We start from the raw sequence: 19,295 nt of genomic DNA on the forward strand, positions 1-19,295 counted from the left end.
ATAAAAAATCAACAGGCCACTCATGACTGCCACAACCATTGAACAGCGGCTCAGTGAGCCAGAAGGCAAGCAGCTTGAGTTCAAGCGTGACCTGTCATCGCCCAAGCCACTGATGAAAACCTTGGTCGCTTTTGCCAACACCGCAGGTGGCCAACTTATCATTGGCGTTGATGACGACGGCACCGTGCCAGGTGTGGATGACCCGCTGGATATGGAAGAGCGCCTTACCAGCATGATCGCGGATGCCATTCACCCCCGGCTACTGCCTAATATTGAACTGGTTAGCGTGGGTAAGCATACCCTGGTGTGTATTGAGGTGTTTTTGAGTAGCGCTCGCCCACACTTTTTCAAGGCGCTAGGCGAAGAAAAAGGTGTGCTGGTGCGGCTCGGGTCCAGTAATCGGCAGGCGGGGTTGGCGCTCATTCAGGAGATGCAGCGCCAAGCGAGCGGCACTACGTTTGATGTTCAGCCCATGCCCGAGCTGAGCCGTGACGACCTTGACCAAAACGCCATACAGCATACCTTCAGCAGCGAACAACTGCTTGATGACAACAAGTTACGAACATTACGGCTACTTGTCTCGTATCAAGGTCGCCTAGTACCCAGTGTTGGCGGAATTTTGCTGTTTGGCCGCGAGCGCCAATGGCACTTTGAAGATGCCTGGATTCAGTGCGGGCGTTTTCGCGGTACCGATAAGGTCGAGATTTTTGATCAGGCAGATATCCACGCACCGCTACCCCAAGCGGTAGATGACATCGAACTGTTTCTTAAAAAACATGCCTTCAAGCAGGCAGAGTTTGGGGCTATGCGCCGCCGCGATGTGTGGAGCATACCGCTGACCATCTTGCGTGAAGCAATTATTAACGCCTTGGTACACAGCGACTACTCCCAACGCGGTAGCCCTATACGCATTGCGTTTTTTGATGACCGTATTGAGATTGAAAGCCCAGGGCTACTGATGCCCGGCATGACCATTGAAGACATGAAACGCGGCGTTTCCATGATCCGCAACCCAGTGATTGCCCGCGTATTTCGTGAGCTAGGGCTGATTGAGCAGTGGGGCAGCGGCGTAAAGCGTATTTTTGCCGAGGCCGCCGCACAGGGGCTGCCAGAGCCGCATATTGAAGAAATTGCCAACCGCGTGCGGTTGAGTATCCGGCTGGCAGCGCCGGTTTCTATAGAAAATCCAACATCAGTGACCCAGTCAGTGACCCAGTCAGTGACCCAGTCTGAGAATATAGAACCACTGCTCCCGCTGCTGCAAATATTAAGCGATGGCCCGCTATCATCAGGCGAGCTACGTCAACACTTGCAGCTCAAGCATCGTGCTCATTTTCGCCAACACTACCTAACGCCTGCGCTTCAGGCTGAATTAATCGAAATGACGCTGCCCGAGAAGCCCAACAGTCGCCTTCAGCAATACCGCTTAACCCCTAAAGGCCTGCGCTTTTTGCAAGACACCCTCAAGGATTCACCATGAACACCGCCAACATCAAAAAATACGCCCCCAAAGCCCGCGCTCGCTTTATCGATACCATGACGCGCCAGGCGGCCCGTGTGGGCATTAGCCCAGATGGCAACGGCGGCGCTGTGATTGCCCCCCTGGAGCAAAAGGGCGATGTGTTGGTGATGACCGCCCAGGATGGCCAAACCCACACCGTGCCCGCCCACCTAAAACGCGCACGGGAAGCGCTGGCCGCGTGGGTACAGCGCGATGGCTTTACCCAAGCGATAGAGCAGGCCGCCTACAGCTGGTTCAACCGCCTGTGCGCCATTCGCTATATGGAGATTCACGGCTACCTAGACCATGGCCGCCGCGTGCTGAGCGGGGCAGGGGGCGAAGCCGGGCAGTTCCAGATTCTTGATGAGTGTTTAGAAGTAGACCTGCCAGGGTTGGATATCGCCCGCGTGCGCGAACTCAAGCTCGACGGCACCCAGGATGAAACCCTCTACCGCGAGCTGCTGCTGGCCCAGTGCCACGCCCTGCATGAGGCCATGCCGTTTCTGTTCGAGCCGCTGGACGATGCTAGCGAGCTGCTGCTGCCCAACAACCTGACCAAAACCGATTCGCTGATCCGCGAGCTGGTGGAAGCGATTCCCCAGGAAGACTGGCAAGATGTAGAAGTGATTGGCTGGCTCTACCAGTTCTACATCAGCGAGAAAAAAGACCAGGTGATTGGCAAGGTGGTGAAAAGCGAAGACATCCCCGCCGCCACCCAGTTGTTCACCCCCAACTGGATCGTTCAATACCTGGTGCAGAACTCGGTAGGCCGCCAGTGGCTGCAAACCTACCCAGGCTCGCCACTCAAAGGCCAGATGCCGTACTACATCGAGCCCGCTAAGCAGGAACCCGAAGTGCAGGCCCAACTGGATGCCATCACCCCGGCCAACCTCGATCCTGAAACAATCAAAGTACTAGACCCTGCCTGCGGCTCCGGCCATATTCTGGTGGAAGCCTATAACGTGTTGAAGGCTATCTACGAAGAGCGCGGCTACCGTACCCGCGACATCCCCAAGCTGATTCTGGAGAACAACCTGTTCGGCCTGGATATCGACGACCGCGCCGCCCAGCTGGCGGGCTTTGCGCTATTGATGAAAGCCCGTGAAGATGACCGCCGGATTTTAACCCGCAACGTGCGCCTGAACGTGCTGGCCATGCAAAGCAGTCAGCACCTGGATGCCAATACCCTATGGCGCGACCTGAACCTCACCGGCGACTGGCACCAGGGCCAATCCCAAGGCCTGTTTGATAGCCAACAGCAAGACCTTTCCAGCAACGATGCCACTTACAAAATCATTGCCGACTTGATCGAGCGCTTTCAAGATGCCAAAACCTTCGGCTCGCTGATTGAAGTGCCCAACGAACTGGAAACGCCACTCAAGACACTGCTTGATGAGCTGACCGAGCTAAACAATAGAGGCGATACGATGCAGAGAGCCGCCGCTCAGAGGCTGGTGCCTATCGTGCAGCAAGCCTGGGTTCTGGCGCAGCGATATGACTCGGTGATTGCGAATCCGCCTTACATGGGAAGTAAATATTACTGTAAAGATTTTTCACAATTTGTAAGATTTTCTTATGAGTCGTTTTTGCCTGATATGTATGCATGCTTTGCTATTACTGGACTAAAGTTAGCAAAGTTAGGCAGTTGTGTTGCAAACATTAATATCCCCGGGTGGCTGACAAACTCAACGTTCGAAAATTTCAGGAAAGAATTATTATTTGAATCACATATATACAATTTGATCGATAACGGTCGAGGTGTTTTTGGAGCAGATTTTGGCTCATGCGCATTTGTTATTAGGAAAGCTAAATCTGATGACTATAAGTCCACTTTTATGCGGCTGTATGAAAAATCTTCAGAAGTTAAATCAATTGAAGAAATTGAAAGATCCTTCTATGCACCTGATAAATATCTGATTTCTATTAGGGATATTAACGGCATACCTGGTTCACCACTGACATATCACGTGAGTGGGCTGTTAAGAAAAATCTACAAAAATACACCGCCCATATCTGAGGTTGCAAAAGCTTGTCAAGGTCTTTCGACATCGGACGATACTAAATTTGTTCGTTGCTGGCATGAAGTAAATATAATAGAGCCCACCAGAGAGCTTAAAAAATGGTATCCGTACAATAAGGGTGGAGTATTCAAAAAATGGTATGGGAATATCGAATATGTTATCAATTGGGAAAATAATGGAAGTGCTATTAAAGAAAAAAAACCTGCTTCTGTAATTAGGAATGAAAGGTTATATTTTAAACCAAGTGTTTCATGGCAAGACTATACGATCGGAGCTTTGTCGTTTCGTTATTATCCAGAAAATTTTATATTTGCCACTAATGCGCATTCAGCCTTCCCCTTGGAAGAAGAACTTCTGCTTGATGTTTTAAGTTACTGCAATTCGAAAGTCGTGAATTTCTTAACAAGGGCTATTGCACCGGGAGTTCACTTTAATAGTGGGTACTTTTCTTTAATTCCTTTTGATGAAAAAATATTAACAGAGGAAGTGCATGAAATATCAAGCAGTGCAATTAATTTAACAAAACATGACTGGGACTCATATGAAAGATCTTGGGATTTTCAAGAATGTCCATTAATTTTCAAAAGAAAGTCATCGAATAGCTTGCTCGAAATTTATAGAAAAGTACTTGATAATTGGCATGAATCCGTCCAAAAGATGCAAAGTATAGAGGAAGACAATAACCGCTTTTTTATCAAAGCTTACGGCCTGCAACATGAGCTAACTCCTGAAGTTCCCCTGGACGAAATCACACTCACTTGTAACCCACGCTACCGCTATGGCGGTAATCGCTCCGAGGAAGAGCTAGAAACCCTGCAGCGTTGCGACACCCTCAAGGAGCTGATGAGTTACGCCATCGGCTGCATGATGGGCCGCTACTCTCTGGACAAGCCCGGCCTGATCCTCGCCAGCCAGGGCGAAACCGTCCGCGATTACTTCGTCCAGATCCCCAAGCCAAGCTTCGTCCCGGATAAAAACGCCATCATCCCGCTCACCGACCAGGAGTGGTTCCCCGACGACGCCACCAACCGCTTCCGCGATTTTGTGAGTATTGTTTGGGGCGAAGAGAAGCTTCAGGAAAACCTCGATTTCGTCGCTGAAAGTCTTTGCTTGCACGCTATTAAACCCAAGAAGGGCGAAGCCGTGCTGGAGACCATCCGCCGCTACCTCAGCACCCAGTTCTTCAAAGACCACCTGCGCACCTACAAAAAACGCCCCATCTACTGGCTGTTCTCCTCCGGCAAGCAGAAAGCCTTCGAGTGCTTGGTTTACCTGCACCGCTATAACGAAAGCACCCTTGCCGAGATGCGCACTGACTACGTCATTCCGCTCACCACCAAGCTCGCCAGCTACGTGGAAAAACTAGAGCAAGACAAAGACGCCAGCACCTCCGCCGCCGAAGCGAAAGCAATCGAGAAAGAGCTAAGCAAACTCTACAAGCAGCAAGCCGAACTCAATACCTTCGACGAGAAGCTGCGCCACTACGCCGACCAACGTATCTCACTGGATCTGGATGACGGGGTGAAGGTGAATTACGGAAAGTTTGGGGATTTGTTGGCGGAAGTGAATCAGGTTGCAGGAAATAATAGTTAAAACTGCATAACTAATTATAGGTGGGGAGGGTGCACTAATGTTTTGGATCATCTTGGTTTTAGTGGTGCTTTTTATTGGCTATGTTTTCGATACCGGTACCGGTCGGCCTTCAGGGGCTTCGAAATATACAAAAGGCAAGGGATATCGTCCTACACAAAAACCAAGAGTCTCTGCTGATTTGCTACACCGCCCTCCTTCGAATAAGGAGTTGATAAAGCCGTTTCAGGATAAAGTGAAGGATAGTGAAATAACCAAAGCGCTGGCTCTACCATTAGCGGAGCAGGTTCGAAAACTAGATTCTTCTGTATATGAAGGAGTGATAGAACCCAGCAAAAATATTGCGGAATTTTACAATTCTGGTTTTTTATTGGCTGGAAAAAACACTGAAGTAGTCAGTAAGGGTAATGAAAAGCAGCGTACGTCAATAGGTCGTTTATTCGAAGAGCTCGATAGGTCGAAACAAGCGAGTGAAAAGCTTGTTCCTCATAGGTCTGAAAAAGAAATTTCTGTACCAGTCTTTGCTGTAAGGCAAGAAACAAAGCAGGCGCTTGCTAAACTCATGCGTGAGAATGAGATAAAAGCGTTTGTTGAAAAGAATTCTATTCCATTTCTTACTCATTTTACTGACTTCAGAAATTTGTCGGGAGTGATGTCCCAAGGCCTAGTGCCGAGAGCGGTTCTCGAGGCTAAGGGGGTGGATTTTATTTACAACGATGAAGTTAGGCTCGATGGAGTAAAAGGGAGTATTTCAGCATCTATAGCGTTTCCAAACTATAAAATGTTTTATAAGTACAGGTGTACATCTCCAGCTAGAAACTGGGTAGTGTTGATTATTGATAAATCTGTACTGTGGGAAAGTGAATGCCTTTTCTTTAAGCATAATGCAGCAGATAAAAGAATGATTTTTGAGGACAGAAAAAGGCTAGCTCAAGTCGCAGCTTTGAGCGGAGTTTATGATGATGAGGTGGGAGATATTCAACGAGATAACAATCTTCTTAAACCATATGACCCTACCGATCCGCAGGCAGAAGTTTTGGTGCTATCTTCTATTCCTCCAGATAAAATCCGTACTGTAGTGTTTGATTCAATTGGTGCTAGGGAATGGTTTTCCCGACGCTACCCTTTGCAGAAAGCAGTCTGCGATACTGCGTTCTTCTCCTCAAGAGAGTACGCAAGAAGAAAGAGGGTGATTTAGTATGGCTAACCGTCCCGTATTTGTTCCTATGAAAAATAGCGAAGTGCCTGGAGTAAAAGTGATTGATGTTGAGTTTCAATGGTTTCCTGGGATGGCGACATCCCAGAAGAAAAAATCAATAAAATCTCTTCATGAAGCTGTAAGGAAACTCGGGATTTCACCCGTTCTTGAGGTGTCAAGTAAATCTGAAGAAGAGATAGGTGTGTCTTTAAGTGCTTTCAACCTGATGATTGAAACTGCAAATAAAAAATATAAATTTTCAGTGGAATCAGCATTTCAGGCAAGTAAGGTATTCGAACGCGGCGGCCCCTATGCTGATTTGCTTAATAAGTCGTCTAAAGAGGCTAAAAGAGATATAAGGCTTAAGGAGTCTGGAAATCTGACTGGATTTAATTTCTTTGGGAAAGAGTTTCCTATTAAACCGGTAACTTTTTTTTATGATTGGCTTTATGTCCATTCTCTGAATCAAAATCAAGCGATGGCAAAAAAAGTGCTATATTTTTCAGGGTTTTCTGATATCGAGTTCAATCCTAAAAAATCTCTGAATTGTCAGGCACGTTCTCTGGCGCTCTACATTTCTCTAGTGTCTGCCGGTGCGTTGGAAGATGCGCTATCTACGCAGGATCGATTTTTTGAAATTGCATACCAATCAGAAAATGACAAAGGATCAACATCCTTCCAGGCTAGTCTTTTATAATAATTAGAGGGTTATACAGTTAGATAATGGATAACTTAATTGTTAGCTCTGTGCTTTAGGCGCTTTTCACACCGCGCTGAAAGCCCAAGAAATTATTAATCATCAAATGCTAAGTATACATAAACAAGACAGTCATAAGATGTGTTTCTAACAGCTCTACTTGGGAGTGATGCTACGATGAGGTTAATTTCGCCACTTCCGTACGAGAAGAATAAAACGCCAGTTCTGAAGGAAGTCTAGATGGCCAAGTATGAAGTAAAGCAAACTGCTGTCAGCCAGGTGTTGGCGGATGTGCGTAGCGATAAGATCGCGATACCTGAGCTGCAGCGGCCCTTTGTATGGAAAACTTCCCAGGTACGCGATCTGATGGATTCGTTATACAACGGCTACCCGGTGGGGTATTTGATCACATGGCAGTCAGTAGGAGCTAAGCTGAAAGGCGGTGAGGTGGCCGCACATCAGCAGATTTTGATTGATGGCCAGCAGCGAGTGACCGCCCTGCGGGCAGCGGTGGCAGGGCAGCCGGTGGTGGGTAAGCGTTACCAGAAAAAGCGTATTGCCATCGCTTTTAACCCGCTGACAGAAGAATTTGCCACTCGCACACCTGCCATCAGCAATAGCCGCCAGTGGATCGACGATATCAGCGAATTTTTTTCCGGTGGCAGCCAATTGAGCTTTCTGCGCCGTTATTTCAACGCAAATCCAGATGCCGAGGAAGAACAGGTCGAATCGGCGATCAATAAGCTGGCGGGTATCGAGCATGCTCAGGTGGGAGTGATTTCTCTCAACGATGATTTGGATGTAGAAACCGTTGCGGAGATCTTTGTACGTATTAATGCCAAAGGTGTGCCGCTTTCCAGCGCCGACTTCGTGATGAGCAAAATTGCTACCTATGGCGACGAAGGCCGTAACCTGCGCAAGTTGATTGATTATTTCTGCCACCTCTCGGTCTCCGGCCATGCCTATGACGATATCCGCGAGAACGACGAAGAGTTTGCTGCGTCTCCCCACCTGGATAAGATCCAGTGGCTCAAGCGCCAGTCGGATGAGCTTTTTCAGCCGGAATACACCGATGTGATCCGCATTGCGGGCTTGGTGGGATTTAGCCGGGGCAAGGCCGGAGCAATTGTCAGCGAACTCTCCGGTCTGGATCCGGAAACCCGCAAAATTGATGAAAGCCGCATTCCCGATGCCTACCAACGCTTTTCCGATGCGTTAGACCAACTTGTGTGTAAGACCCACCTAGAGCGCTTTGTAATGATGATTAAGTCAGCGGGCTTTATTGACGCCAGCATGATCGGTTCAAAAAACGCGCTGAATTTTGCCTATGCTTTGTACCTGCGTTTGCGCAACGATGACCAGCTAAACGAGGGCGAGCGGGCACGTATCGTTAAGCGCTGGTTCGTGATGACGCTGCTCACTGGTCGTGCGGTGGGCAGTTTCGAATCTACCTGGGAAACTGACTTACGACGCATCAGCGAACACGGCGCTGATGGCTACCTGCGAATTCTGGAAGAGTCAGAGCTTGGGGATGGTTTCTGGAAAGTGGCTCTGCTGCAGGAACTGGTATCACCTAGCAAGCGTAGTCCAGCGTTCCAAATCTACCTAGCGGCGCTAGTGAGTAAGGGTGTCCGCGGTTTTTTGTCGAAGTCGATTAATGTTGCCCAGATGATCGAAGGGCATGGTGATATGCACCACATTGTGCCTAAGAATTATTTGATAAAGAATGGCTTCCCGAAACAGGGTGACTACAATCAAGTGGCCAATTTTGCGCTGACGGAAACACCCATCAATATCGTTATTAAAGACCATCCTCCGCAAACCTATATGCCCAAGGTGAAATCACAATGCGACACCGGTGAGCTATCGTTAGGTGAAATTACTAATCTGACAGACCTTCAAGCTAACCTGAGAGAGAACGCTATACCGGACTTTATTGACACCGTCACCGCTGACAATTACCGCGATTTTCTTGCTGCGCGTCGCAAGCTAATGGCGCAGATGATCCGTGATTACTATGAGGCTTTGTGAATGCCTAGCTCAAAATAAATTGCACCGAGTTAATTACTCTCTTTAGTGCAATGTTGGCTTACTTACGCGTCAACAATGAACAACTAATCTCCAGCAACAACATGACAACAGTTGAACCAGCCATGATCGAAAAACCAAATATTTTTTCGTTTGCCACGACAGAGCTATCGCAGGATGCGTTTATTGCGTGGTTGCTGGCTTGGGCCGATTTGCGATATGAATCAGTAGATGCCCAACTTCATGGTTGTGCCAGAAAGCTTATCGCCGCATTTTTCGCAAAACATGGCAAGCCGGTTCCGCACTTTACCGAAGTTACCGTAACGCGCCAGAGCAAGAATATTGACGTGCTGTGCGAACTTGATGGCACGTTTGCGATTGTGATTGAGGATAAGACGCACACAGACGCGCACTCGAACCAGCTGGCTAAGTACCTTGCCGACATTCAAGGCAGGGGTTACCAGTCCTATAATACTCTGGCGATATACTTCAAAACAGGCGACCAGACCTGTTACAAGGCCATTTATAGTAATGGATTTCAGCCGTTCTCACGGCGTGATTTTCTGGACGTGCTAGAGGCAGAAGCAGGGACAAGCAACGCTATTTTTCACGATTATTTAGCGTGGCTGCAGCATTGGGATACGCGGGTAGAAGCCTATCGAACAAAGCCATTCGAGAAATGGGATGGGTACGCCTGGATAGGGTTTTACAAAGCGCTTAAGGAGCAGCTTGGCGAAGGCAACTGGGGCTATGTGCCAAACCAGTCTGGTGGGTTTCGGGGGTTTTGGTGCTGCTTTCAGGATGTCTTGCACGTTCAGTTGGTGGACAACCGAGAGCTTCGTTTTCGAATTGATGTGCCGGATGTCACTCAGAGAGCAGCGAAAAGGCGTGAGTGGTTCAATAAGATTGTTAAACATTCAGAGGCCTTTGGCTTGAAAACCAAAAAGCCGGCTAGGTTTGGTAATGGTCAATCAATGGTGGTCGCCGTTTTTGACGGTGAGGATTTTCGGCAAACTGATCAAAATGGGCATGTGGATCTGGATGCTACCGTGCGCTTGATCAACCAAGCAAAAGCTTTGCTGACAAGTTTAACGCCAGAGCCTGCCAAATAGGCAGGATTTCATTTTCCGACAAATAGAGTTCCTTTTGACATCCGCTAGCAGACCGATGTCATACACTGAGGCAAGCGTTGCCGTTAAGTAGCTTTTGTATGGGTGGTACGCACAAGCATGTATTTAACGTCGCTGTGCTTATGTCGCTCCTACAGATGCGCCAGCGCTTGCTGCTACTCGCGTGGTAGAATTTCACCTTAAACGTATGTTTTTGTTAACCATCTCTCAAAATACATAGATGGAAAGCGAAAGGTAATTGTTACCACGGTGTTTAATGGTAAAGAGGGTATATGCAGCTCGAACAACTCCAGCAGGGCCTAAAACATGCCTTCTTCACTGATCACCATCGCATCGTCTTCTGGTACGACGCCCCCGGCCACTTTGCCGAGTCGCTGAGTGAGCTCGCGCTGGAAGGCGTTCAGGTGATCACGATGGCGGGGGAGTCGACCCTGGGCGTAAAGCTACGTTTGGAGCTGGAAGAGCCTGACACGCCCACGCTGCTCTACTTTCCTTACGCCGAGCCAGCACCGGAAGACGACTGGCTGCTGGATATAAAGCTCTACTCCGGCCGGTTTTATGCGGATCGCGTCTCGATGATCTTTAATGAGCTGGGCTTGACGCGCCATGTGCTGCGCGATCATCTAGCTCAGCGGCAGGCGTTTTTAGCCAGCCGGAAACGTCTTGAAGGGTTAATGCGTTTAGTCAAGCCTTCCATGAGTGAAGATGAGCTGGACCTTGCGATGCTGGCCGTGGTGGTGGGGGCAGCGTCAATAGAGGTGGCGACGCTGCTGTTTCATCTGGCAGAAGAGGCGGTGACCCACGAGCTGGGGTTAGAGGCGAATCCGGCAGCTTTAGTTGAGTCCGAAAAGTACGCCCTGGTGCCTGCGTTTGTACGTGTCCTACAAGCCGAAGTCGGTTACCCCGCCAGCCGTGAAGAGCTGAGTGGTGAAACGCCTCTGAATTTCGGTCAGCTAATGTTGCGGTTGCTGATTACTGGCTATTGCGAGAGTATTTCTGATATTCCTGACTGGGCACGGCAGGTGGCGATTCCCTCTGTTAATGCCCGTGCATCTTCGCGGGCGTTGCTGACTCGCTGGCGGGATAGCTCGCGGTTTTACCCCGCGTTCGATGTGATCTCAGGTTGGGTAGCTGATGCGCAGCGTATTGATGACAAGCTGCATACTGTGCCGCTAGAGCAGCTAAGCCATGTGGCCACTTTTGAGGTGGTTGAGAAGCAGATCATTGTGGATCTCTGCCAAGCGATTCCCACCGCTGATGTTCGCGACCTGCGGCTATTCGATAGCATTATTGTTGAGCGGTTAGATGGCTATTGGGCGTCTCGGCATAAAAACGATGCCCGCCGCGAGCGTTATCGGCAGCTGTACGCAGCGCTCACCGCGGCTATTGCACTGTTCAGCCTGCGCCACCAACATGCCAAAGGGTTTCACTTTGAGAGCGTTGAGGCGCTGTACCACGCTTACCAAACCGATCTATACCGTTTTGATACGGCTTATCGCCACTACGCGGTGGCTTCCGACGCGACCGGCGTTGAGCTGCTGAAAAACTTGGATACCGCCGTCGAGCGTTGTTACGACGAGTGGTTTTTGGGCCAGCTGACCCGCAACTGGAGTGAGCGTGTAGAGGCCGAGCAGCGGCTGACGCACTGGAAGCTGCCTAACATCCCTAATCAACAAAACTTCTACCGTGACTGGGTGCAACCTCAGTTAGCCGCTAGCCGCCAAAAACGCGTGGTCGTGGTGATTAGCGATGCCTTCCGTTATGAGGCTGCCGAAGAGCTGCGCGAGCGCATCAATGCCAAGCGTTACAGTGAAGCGACGTTGAAAAGTCAGTTGGGGGTAGTGCCTAGCTATACCACGCTGGGCATGGCCTCGCTGCTGCCGCACCGTGAGCTAAGCTATCAACCAGGCAGTGATACGGTGTTGGTAAATGGTCAATCAACTCAAGGTACCGCCAACCGCAGCAAACTCTTGAAGGAAGCGTTGGGTGGTGAGGCCATGGCGGTCACCGCTGATGAAGTGAAAGGGTGGTCTCGGGAAGAGGGGCGCGAAAAAATCAAAGGCGTCCAGCTTATGTACGTTTACCACAATGTGGTGGATGCCCGTGGGGATTCCGCTAACACCGAAAGCGAGACGTTTGCGGCGGTGGAAGATGCCATTGATGAGCTAGATCAGCTGACCCGCAAGATTTTGATGCACTTGAATACTAGCACGGTGCTGGTGACGGCAGACCACGGTTTCTTATTCCAACGTAGCGCCTTGGATGCCACCGATCGCACAGCGCTTACGGACAAGCCTGCCTCTGCGTTCAAAAGCAAAAAGCGCTATGTGCTGGGTGAATTGCTGCCTGATAACTCCAGCGTTTGGCATGGGCATACCCGCGATACCGCAGGCACCACCTGCGCCACCCAATTCTGGATACCCAAAGGCGCGCACCGTTTCCATTTTGTGGGCGGGGCGCGCTTTGTGCATGGTGGCATCATGCCCCAAGAAATCGTTGTGCCGGTGCTCACGATACAGCAGCTGCGTGGCGAAAAAGCCGAGAAACGCAGTACCCGCAAGGTCGAAGTAATCTCACCGAAGGCATCGTTGAAGATGGTCAATAACATTCAGCGCTTCGACCTGCTGCAAACCGAAGCGGTGAGTGAACGCTTGCGGCCTGTCACCCTTTCAGTCGCGATTTATGAAGGCAGTAACGTGGTCTCCAGTGAAGAGGTAATCACCTTCGATAGCGCCAGCGACAATATGAACGAGCGCATGAAGTCGGTACGCCTTTCGCTCTCGGGCACAGCGTTTGACCGTAAAAATGACTACTTCCTGGTGCTGCGCGATAAAGACTTAGGCACTGAGCGGGAGCGCTACCGCGTGGTGATTGACTTGGCGTTTACGGATGATTTCTTCTAAGCCAGTGATCGGCGCGGTGCAGGTATCCTCTTGTCAACTGTGAACGCGTTGCCAGTTAGCTTTCTCACACACAAAATTGTGCTCTTTTTTGCCGTTTAGGAGTGACCGTCTACATGGATTTCGAGCCATCTTCCGCTACGCAAGTGACTGATTCGCTCCACGACGCAGACCTGGACACGCTGCTCAATAGCCACTTTGCTGGCCGAGTGGTGCGCAAGGATCTAACTCAGCGTGTTAAAGAGGGCGCCAACGTGCCGGTGTACGTGCTGGAGTACCTGCTGGGCATGTACTGCGCGTCTGATGATGCGGAGGTGATTGCGAAAGGCCTGGAGAACGTCAAAGCGATTTTGACGAATAACTACGTTCGGCCTGATGAAGCGGAGAAGGTGAAGTCCATCGTTCGGGAACGGGGCAGCTTCAAGGTCATTGATCGTGTCACGGTGCGACTGAATGAGAAGAAAGACCGTTATGAAGCAGCGTTTAGCAACTTAGGCATCAAAGATGCTGAGATCTCCGCAGGCATCGTAAAAGAGAACGAAAAGCTGCTAGTAGGCGGTATTTGGGTCATCGCAACGCTAAGTTACTTCCATGAAGAGGGGCAGACAACATCACCATTCGGCGTCAGCCTGCTCAAGCCGATTCAAATGCCGCACATGAATATGGACGAGCTATTTGAAGGGCGGCGTGGGTTCACCAATTCACAATGGCGTGAAGTACTGATCCGCTCGATTGGCATGGAACCCGCTGAGCTAGACGAGAGCGTGCAGTGGCACTTGCTCGCCAGGATGATCCCGTTTGTTGAAAACAACTATAACGTTTGTGAGCTAGGGCCACGCGGCACCGGCAAAAGCCATATCTATAAGGAGTGCTCCCCCAACAGTATTCTGGTCTCCGGCGGGCAGACCACGGTGGCTAATTTGTTCTACAACATGAGCTCACGGCGCATTGGCTTGGTGGGTATGTGGGACTTGGTGGCGTTCGATGAAGTAGCGGGTATCTCGTTCAAGGATAATGACGGGGTGCAGATCATGAAGGATTATATGGCGTCTGGTTCATTCGCCCGTGGGCGTGAGCAGATGGAGGCATCGGCCTCGATGGTGTTTGTGGGCAATATCAATCAGAGCGTTGAGTCGATGGTGAAAACCAGCCATCTGTTGACACCATTCCCTGATGCGATGATCGATGCGGCGTTTTTTGATCGCTTCCATGCTTACATTCCCGGCTGGGAAATCCCCAAAATGCGGCCCTCGTTCTTCACTCAGCGCTATGGGTTTATCGTCGATTATCTGGCTGAATTTTTCCGCGAAATGCGTAAGCGCAGTTTTGCCGATGCGATTGATCGTTACTTTTCTCTGGGCGACAACCTCAATCAGCGTGACGTGATCGCGGTTCGTAAAACGGTGTCTGGCCTGCTGAAGCTAATGTCCCCCCATGGGGAGTACACAAAAGACGATGTACGGGAGTGCCTGGAATACGCCATGCAAGTGCGACGCCGGGTGAAGGAGCAGCTGAAAAAAATTGGTGGCATGGAGTTTTACGATGTCCATTTCAGCTACATCGACAAGGAGACTCTGGAAGAGCACTTTGTTTCGGTGAAAGAACAGGGCGGCGGTGGTCTGATTCCAGAAGGCCAAGGTAAGCCGGGCGTAGTGCATACTATTGGCCTAAGCGATAAAGGCATGCCGGGTGTTTACCGCATCGAAATGCAGGTAACCGCGGGAAGCGGCAAGCTGGCGATGTCGGGGCTATGGAACTCCACCGCAGCCAAAGAGCAGGTCAAAATGGCATTTGATTACTTCAAGGCCAATGCCAGTCGCATCAGTGGTGCCCGTAAGGTCATGGAGCATGATTTCCACCTCCATGTGGTGGACCTTCAAAATAGCGGTGTCCTGCGCGATTTGTCGTTAGCCAGTTTGGTGGCGTTTTCATCAGGCCTTGTCAGCAAGTCGACGCAAAGCCAAATGGTGGTGCTAGGCGATATGAGCCTGGGCGGAAGTTTAAAACCCGTTCAAAACCTTGCAGAGTGCCTGCAGGTCGCCTTCGATGCCGGCGGTAAGCGAGTCACCCTGCCGATGAGCAGCGCCATGGATATTTCCACCATCCCCGGCGAGCTATTTACCAAATTTCAGACTAGCTTCTATGCAGAGCCAATCGACGCAGTCGTGAAGGCGCTCGGAGTTGATTAAGGATAATCTATTCATTTACACCATGGATGCGTAGTGTATCTCTTGCACGTTTTCGTTCGGTTCTTAGCTCAAATAAAGCCGATGGAGTGACGATTACCGTGCTGCTCACGTTCTTCCAGGGCAAGGGCATCCAGTAGCTTATTCAGGCGAATGGGTAGCCCACGTAAATCCAGTTGATCTAGTGCTGTACGAACGTTCCTAGGCTTTGTACGAAAAGTCTTATCTGCTAACTTTTCCTATGCAATAGCCGCATAGGGGAAAACGATGGTCGGACGTTACGAGATATCTGATGACCTTCACTTTGTCACCCGGCCAACAGTCAGTGTCTCGCCACTTCATCTCTACCTTAGAAAGAATCCACCTGCCAGGTAGAACGGGTCGGCCCCGTAAGCGTAGTCGTTACATAGTGGCGGATAAAGGTTATGACAGCGATGAGCTACGCCGCTATTGTGACAGACACGGTATGAAGCCCGTGATAGCTCAGCGTAATATGCATCGAAGAGCCCGTCCTGGATTACCAAGGCGGTTTGATAAACATAAATATCGGCAACGCAATGCGGTAGAACGCTGCTTTGGTTGGCTGAAAGAGTTACAGCGAATCGCCACACGCTATGAAAAATTAGCCAGTAGCTTTAGAGCGATGGTATGCGTTGCGTGCATCGACCGTTGCTTGCGAGCCAACTTTTTGTACAAAACCTAGCTTTTCTTCCGCCGACTTCGCACAAATGCCATAACAATGGCTCGAAAATGTATGATGAAAATAATAGGGCTGAACGGTGGGGTACGTTGGAAATATAAACAAGTTTACTACGCGCCTAGATGTAGGCATTCAATGCCATTATGGTCAGTAACTGCTGCTTCTAGCGCTTGGCAAAATGCTTGAAAGGCTTCACTGGAATGGCCAGGGCGCTGGTGAAGCTCTATTTCCACATGCCCAAGATCAGGTAATCCATCGGCTTCTGTCACGATACGACAACCTGGCGGAACACTGCGCGGTGTCTTAACGGTTAGCGCAAGTCCATTTTGCACAGGGACATTAATGCCGGTCGGGGATTGGCTAATGTAGCGAAGCTCCCAGGGTTTTTCCTCACGTCCGAGTGCTGACAACGCATGCGCACGAAAAATGCAGCCTTCAGGGTTTAAGGCCAATGGAAGTATTGGCCATTGCGCCAACGGTACATGTTCAGCAATCACCCACACCATTGGCTCCCAACCGAGTAGTTGCCCTGATTGAGTGGGCTTATGTCTAACCGACAGCACGACATCCAACAACCCTTCCTGAAAGCGCTTCACCAGCGCGTCGCTGATATCACACTGTACCTCTAACTGAATATGGGGAAACTGTGCCGAAAAGCGGGGCAGCAGATCTGGCAAGTAGGTAGCCGCTTGTTCTTCAGAAGTGCCTAGTCGAATGATTTCGCCATGTGTCCCTCCTTTAAGTAAGTCTTTGGCTTCATCTTCTAACTTGAGTATGTGGCGTGCGTAGGGCAGCAAACGCTCTCCGGCGGCCGTTAGCAACACGCTGCGGCTAGTGCGCTCAAAGAGTGACTGCCGCATCTGATCCTCAAGGCGCTTTATTTGCAGGCTCATCGCCGATTGGGTTCGATGCAACACCTTACCGGCGGCGCTAAACCCTTGGCATTCCGCCACGGTGACAAAGGCGCGAAGTAAATCCGTATCCATAATTCATGAGCCTTTTAAATGGGTCGTATCTCAACTATTCATTTCTATTATGAGTCATCCATCACTACCCTGTCCAAAACGTTATTCAACGTGACCTTATTCACCAGATTATTCGTTAATTCGACAGGAGTATTTTTCATGCAAGCGACTGCGGTTGCTCCATCGGCGAATACATTAGATGGCCTTATCGATCTCAAAACGTATCCCATTGATGCGCTGGACAGTGAAACCGGACGTGCGTTAATCGCACAGTGTCGCAGTCAGCTAGGTGAAGATGGCTGCGTCGTGCTTAAAAACTTTGTTCCTGAGGAGGCTCTAGCACGTCTTGAACGGGAAACAGAGCGGCTGTCGCCGGATGCTCATTACAACCAAACGGAGACGAACCCGTATAACAGTGAAGGAGACCCTTCACTGCCGGCCACACATCCCAAAAATCGCTTTGACGATCGCACGAATGGTTTTGTGGCAGGGGATCGTATCGGTAGTGACACTATTATCCGACAAGTGTATGAAAATCCAGAATTTCAACGCTTTATCGGGGCCGTGGTGGGAATGGAAAAAATTCACCAGTACGCCGACCCGTTGGCGGACTTAGTGGTAAACGTGTTGCGTGAGGGCTGCCAGCACCCTTGGCACTATGACACCAACGAGTTCATTGTCACGATGATGACGCGTCAATCTCATGGTGGCGGCCGTTTCGAGTACGCGCCGGGGATCCGTAGCCCTGAAGGTGAAAACTTCGCAGACGTTGAGAAAGTCATCGACGGGGATCGCTCACAACTGAAAACCCTTGATCTTCAACCGGGTGACTTACAGGTGTTCTTTGGTCGCTACTCTCTCCACCGAGTGACGCCGGTTGAGGGAGATAAAGAGCGCCACACCGTCATTTTTGCCTACGCCAAAGAGCCAGGCTTTGTGGGTCGGCCGGAACGTGCTCAGCGTATCTTTGGCCGCATGGCACCAGTTCATGAACAAATCCTTAAAGACGGCATGCAGCGTAGCGATAGCCTAGCAGATTAGGAGTCGTTTAGACGTTCCCCGCGACTCCAACCAACCCTGAGGCGAGAGATACCATGAGTATTGTCGAAAGCGAAAACCTTACCGATAACGAACCTGATCAGATTCCAGTGGTGCCGTCGGCGCCGATGGGCAACGGCGATAGCATTCCCACCGCCTTTGATCCTAAACAGCTGCGCGCTGGGCGGCTTCAGCGTCTGCGTGCCATGATGGCGGAAGAAGGGTATGCAGCACTGGTGCTGTTTGACCCGAATAACCAGCGCTATGCGACAGGGTCGCGCAATATGTTTGGTTACTTCCTGCGTAACTCCACGCGATACGTTTATGTCCCGCTGGAAGGGCCAATTATTCTATTTGAGTATCCCGGTAGCGCGCACGTGTCCACTTGGCTTGAGACCATCGATGAGGCGCGCACCTCTAAGGTGGTGTGGTCAGCGGTGAATCAGCGCGATGGCATGTCGTCTGACCCCTTTGGTGTGGAAATTGCCGAATTGGTTAAGGAACACGGCAGGGGTAATAAGAAAGTGGGCCTTGACCGTTGCGCGCTTAATCTCGCGCGTGCATTAGAAGCACAGGGGCTTGATGTCTACGATTGCATGCAGGATACGTTGCACTGTCGTCGCATCAAAACGCCTGAAGAAATCGCTTGTTTGGCTCAGTCGATGGCCGCCAGTGAAGCCGCCGTGGCGGAAGTCGAAGCCGCGATTAAACCGGGCATCACTGAAAACGAGCTGTTTGCGATCATGTACGGCGAGGTGATCAGAGGCGGGGGCGAGTTTATCGAAACCCGTCTTCTCTCTTCTGGGCCGCGTACAAACCCTTGGTTTAATGAAGCCAGTGACCGCAAAATTCGCCCTGGCGAGCTGGTCGCACTGGATACCGACACCATCGGTTGCCACGGTTACTACTCGGATTTCTCGCGCACGTTCCACGTTGGTCCAGGCAAACCTTCGGCCTATCAGCGCGAAATATATCGCATGGCGTACGACCAGGTACACCACAATATGGGCTTGCTTAAACCGGGCATGAGCTACCGTGAAATTGCCGATAAAGCCTGGAAAATCCCCGATCGCTTTATCGACCGCCGCTACCCATCGATCATTCATGGGGTGGGGATGCATGGTGAAACGCCGCTGGTCGCGCACCATATGGATTTTGATAAGTTCTCCAAGGACGGTGTTCTAGAGCCAGGCATGGTGGTGTCGGTCGAAAGCTATATTGGCGAGGTCGGCGCGGCTGATGGTGTCAAACTCGAAGAAGAGGTATTGATTACCGAGACCGGTATCGAAAAGCTCTCACGCTATCCCTTCAACGACGAGCTGCTAAAATAAGGAAGTGTAA

The 19,295-nt window shown here is 50.4% G+C and carries 12 protein-coding genes; 11 read left to right on the top strand and 1 reads right to left on the bottom strand.

Features of this window, described 5'->3' with window-relative positions; genetic code table 11:
• Positions 1 to 22: 22 nt before the first annotated feature.
• From ACXUPB_RS10310 to ACXUPB_RS10350, 9 genes are all read left to right on the top strand, one after another.
• Entirely contained in the window at positions 23 to 1,480 is a 1,458-nt protein-coding gene (locus tag ACXUPB_RS10310) for an ATP-binding protein (RefSeq protein WP_472956532.1), read from the top strand.
• Positions 1,477 to 5,115, top strand: a complete 3,639-nt coding sequence (pglX, locus tag ACXUPB_RS10315; RefSeq protein WP_472956534.1) for a BREX-1 system adenine-specific DNA-methyltransferase PglX — start codon at positions 1,477 to 1,479, stop codon at positions 5,113 to 5,115. Before ACXUPB_RS10310 ends, pglX begins: the two co-directional genes overlap by 4 nt.
• 37 nt (positions 5,116 to 5,152) lie before the next feature.
• Entirely contained in the window at positions 5,153 to 6,310 is a 1,158-nt protein-coding gene (locus ACXUPB_RS10320) for a DarT ssDNA thymidine ADP-ribosyltransferase family protein (RefSeq protein WP_472956536.1), read from the top strand.
• Position 6,311: 1 nt separating this feature from the next.
• Entirely contained in the window at positions 6,312 to 7,007 is a 696-nt protein-coding gene (locus ACXUPB_RS10325; protein ID WP_472956538.1) for a DarT1-associated NADAR antitoxin family protein, read from the top strand.
• 240 nt (positions 7,008 to 7,247) lie between these two features.
• A complete protein-coding gene (locus tag ACXUPB_RS10330; RefSeq protein WP_472956540.1) occupies positions 7,248 to 9,038 on the top strand; it encodes a GmrSD restriction endonuclease domain-containing protein in 1,791 nt (596 codons plus the stop codon).
• Between the two features lie 101 nt (positions 9,039 to 9,139).
• Complete coding sequence (locus ACXUPB_RS10335; RefSeq protein WP_472956542.1) at positions 9,140 to 10,147, top strand: PD-(D/E)XK nuclease family protein; 1,008 nt, start codon at positions 9,140 to 9,142, stop codon at positions 10,145 to 10,147.
• A 290-nt stretch (positions 10,148 to 10,437) separates the two neighbouring features.
• Positions 10,438 to 13,068: a BREX-1 system phosphatase PglZ type A gene (gene pglZ / locus ACXUPB_RS10340; RefSeq protein WP_472956544.1), complete on the top strand. Its 2,631-nt coding sequence runs from the start codon at positions 10,438 to 10,440 to the stop codon at positions 13,066 to 13,068.
• A 113-nt stretch (positions 13,069 to 13,181) separates the two neighbouring features.
• Positions 13,182 to 15,254 (top strand): protease Lon-related BREX system protein BrxL, encoded by a 2,073-nt coding sequence (gene brxL / locus ACXUPB_RS10345; protein WP_472956546.1) that lies wholly within the window; start codon positions 13,182 to 13,184, stop codon positions 15,252 to 15,254.
• Positions 15,255 to 15,543: 289 nt separating this feature from the next.
• Positions 15,544 to 15,954, top strand: a complete 411-nt coding sequence (locus ACXUPB_RS10350) for a transposase (protein WP_082072580.1) — start codon at positions 15,544 to 15,546, stop codon at positions 15,952 to 15,954.
• 107 nt (positions 15,955 to 16,061) lie between these two features.
• Here ACXUPB_RS10350 and ACXUPB_RS10355 read toward each other — a convergent pair whose 3' ends face one another.
• A complete protein-coding gene (locus ACXUPB_RS10355) occupies positions 16,062 to 16,937 on the bottom strand; it encodes a LysR family transcriptional regulator (RefSeq protein ID WP_035558489.1) in 876 nt (291 codons plus the stop codon).
• Between the two features lie 138 nt (positions 16,938 to 17,075).
• Between ACXUPB_RS10355 and ACXUPB_RS10360 the strand changes: the two genes are divergently transcribed.
• Together ACXUPB_RS10360 and ACXUPB_RS10365 are read left to right on the top strand one after the other, a co-directional pair.
• Positions 17,076 to 17,957 (top strand): HalD/BesD family halogenase, encoded by an 882-nt coding sequence (locus tag ACXUPB_RS10360; RefSeq protein ID WP_035558486.1) that lies wholly within the window; start codon positions 17,076 to 17,078, stop codon positions 17,955 to 17,957.
• Between the two features lie 53 nt (positions 17,958 to 18,010).
• On the top strand, positions 18,011 to 19,285 hold the full coding sequence (locus tag ACXUPB_RS10365) for a M24 family metallopeptidase (RefSeq protein ID WP_035558483.1): 1,275 nt from the start codon (positions 18,011 to 18,013) through the stop codon (positions 19,283 to 19,285).
• Positions 19,286 to 19,295 lie beyond the last annotated feature (10 nt).

The sequence above is a fragment of the Vreelandella sp. DA03-1M genome (assembly GCF_055725665.1).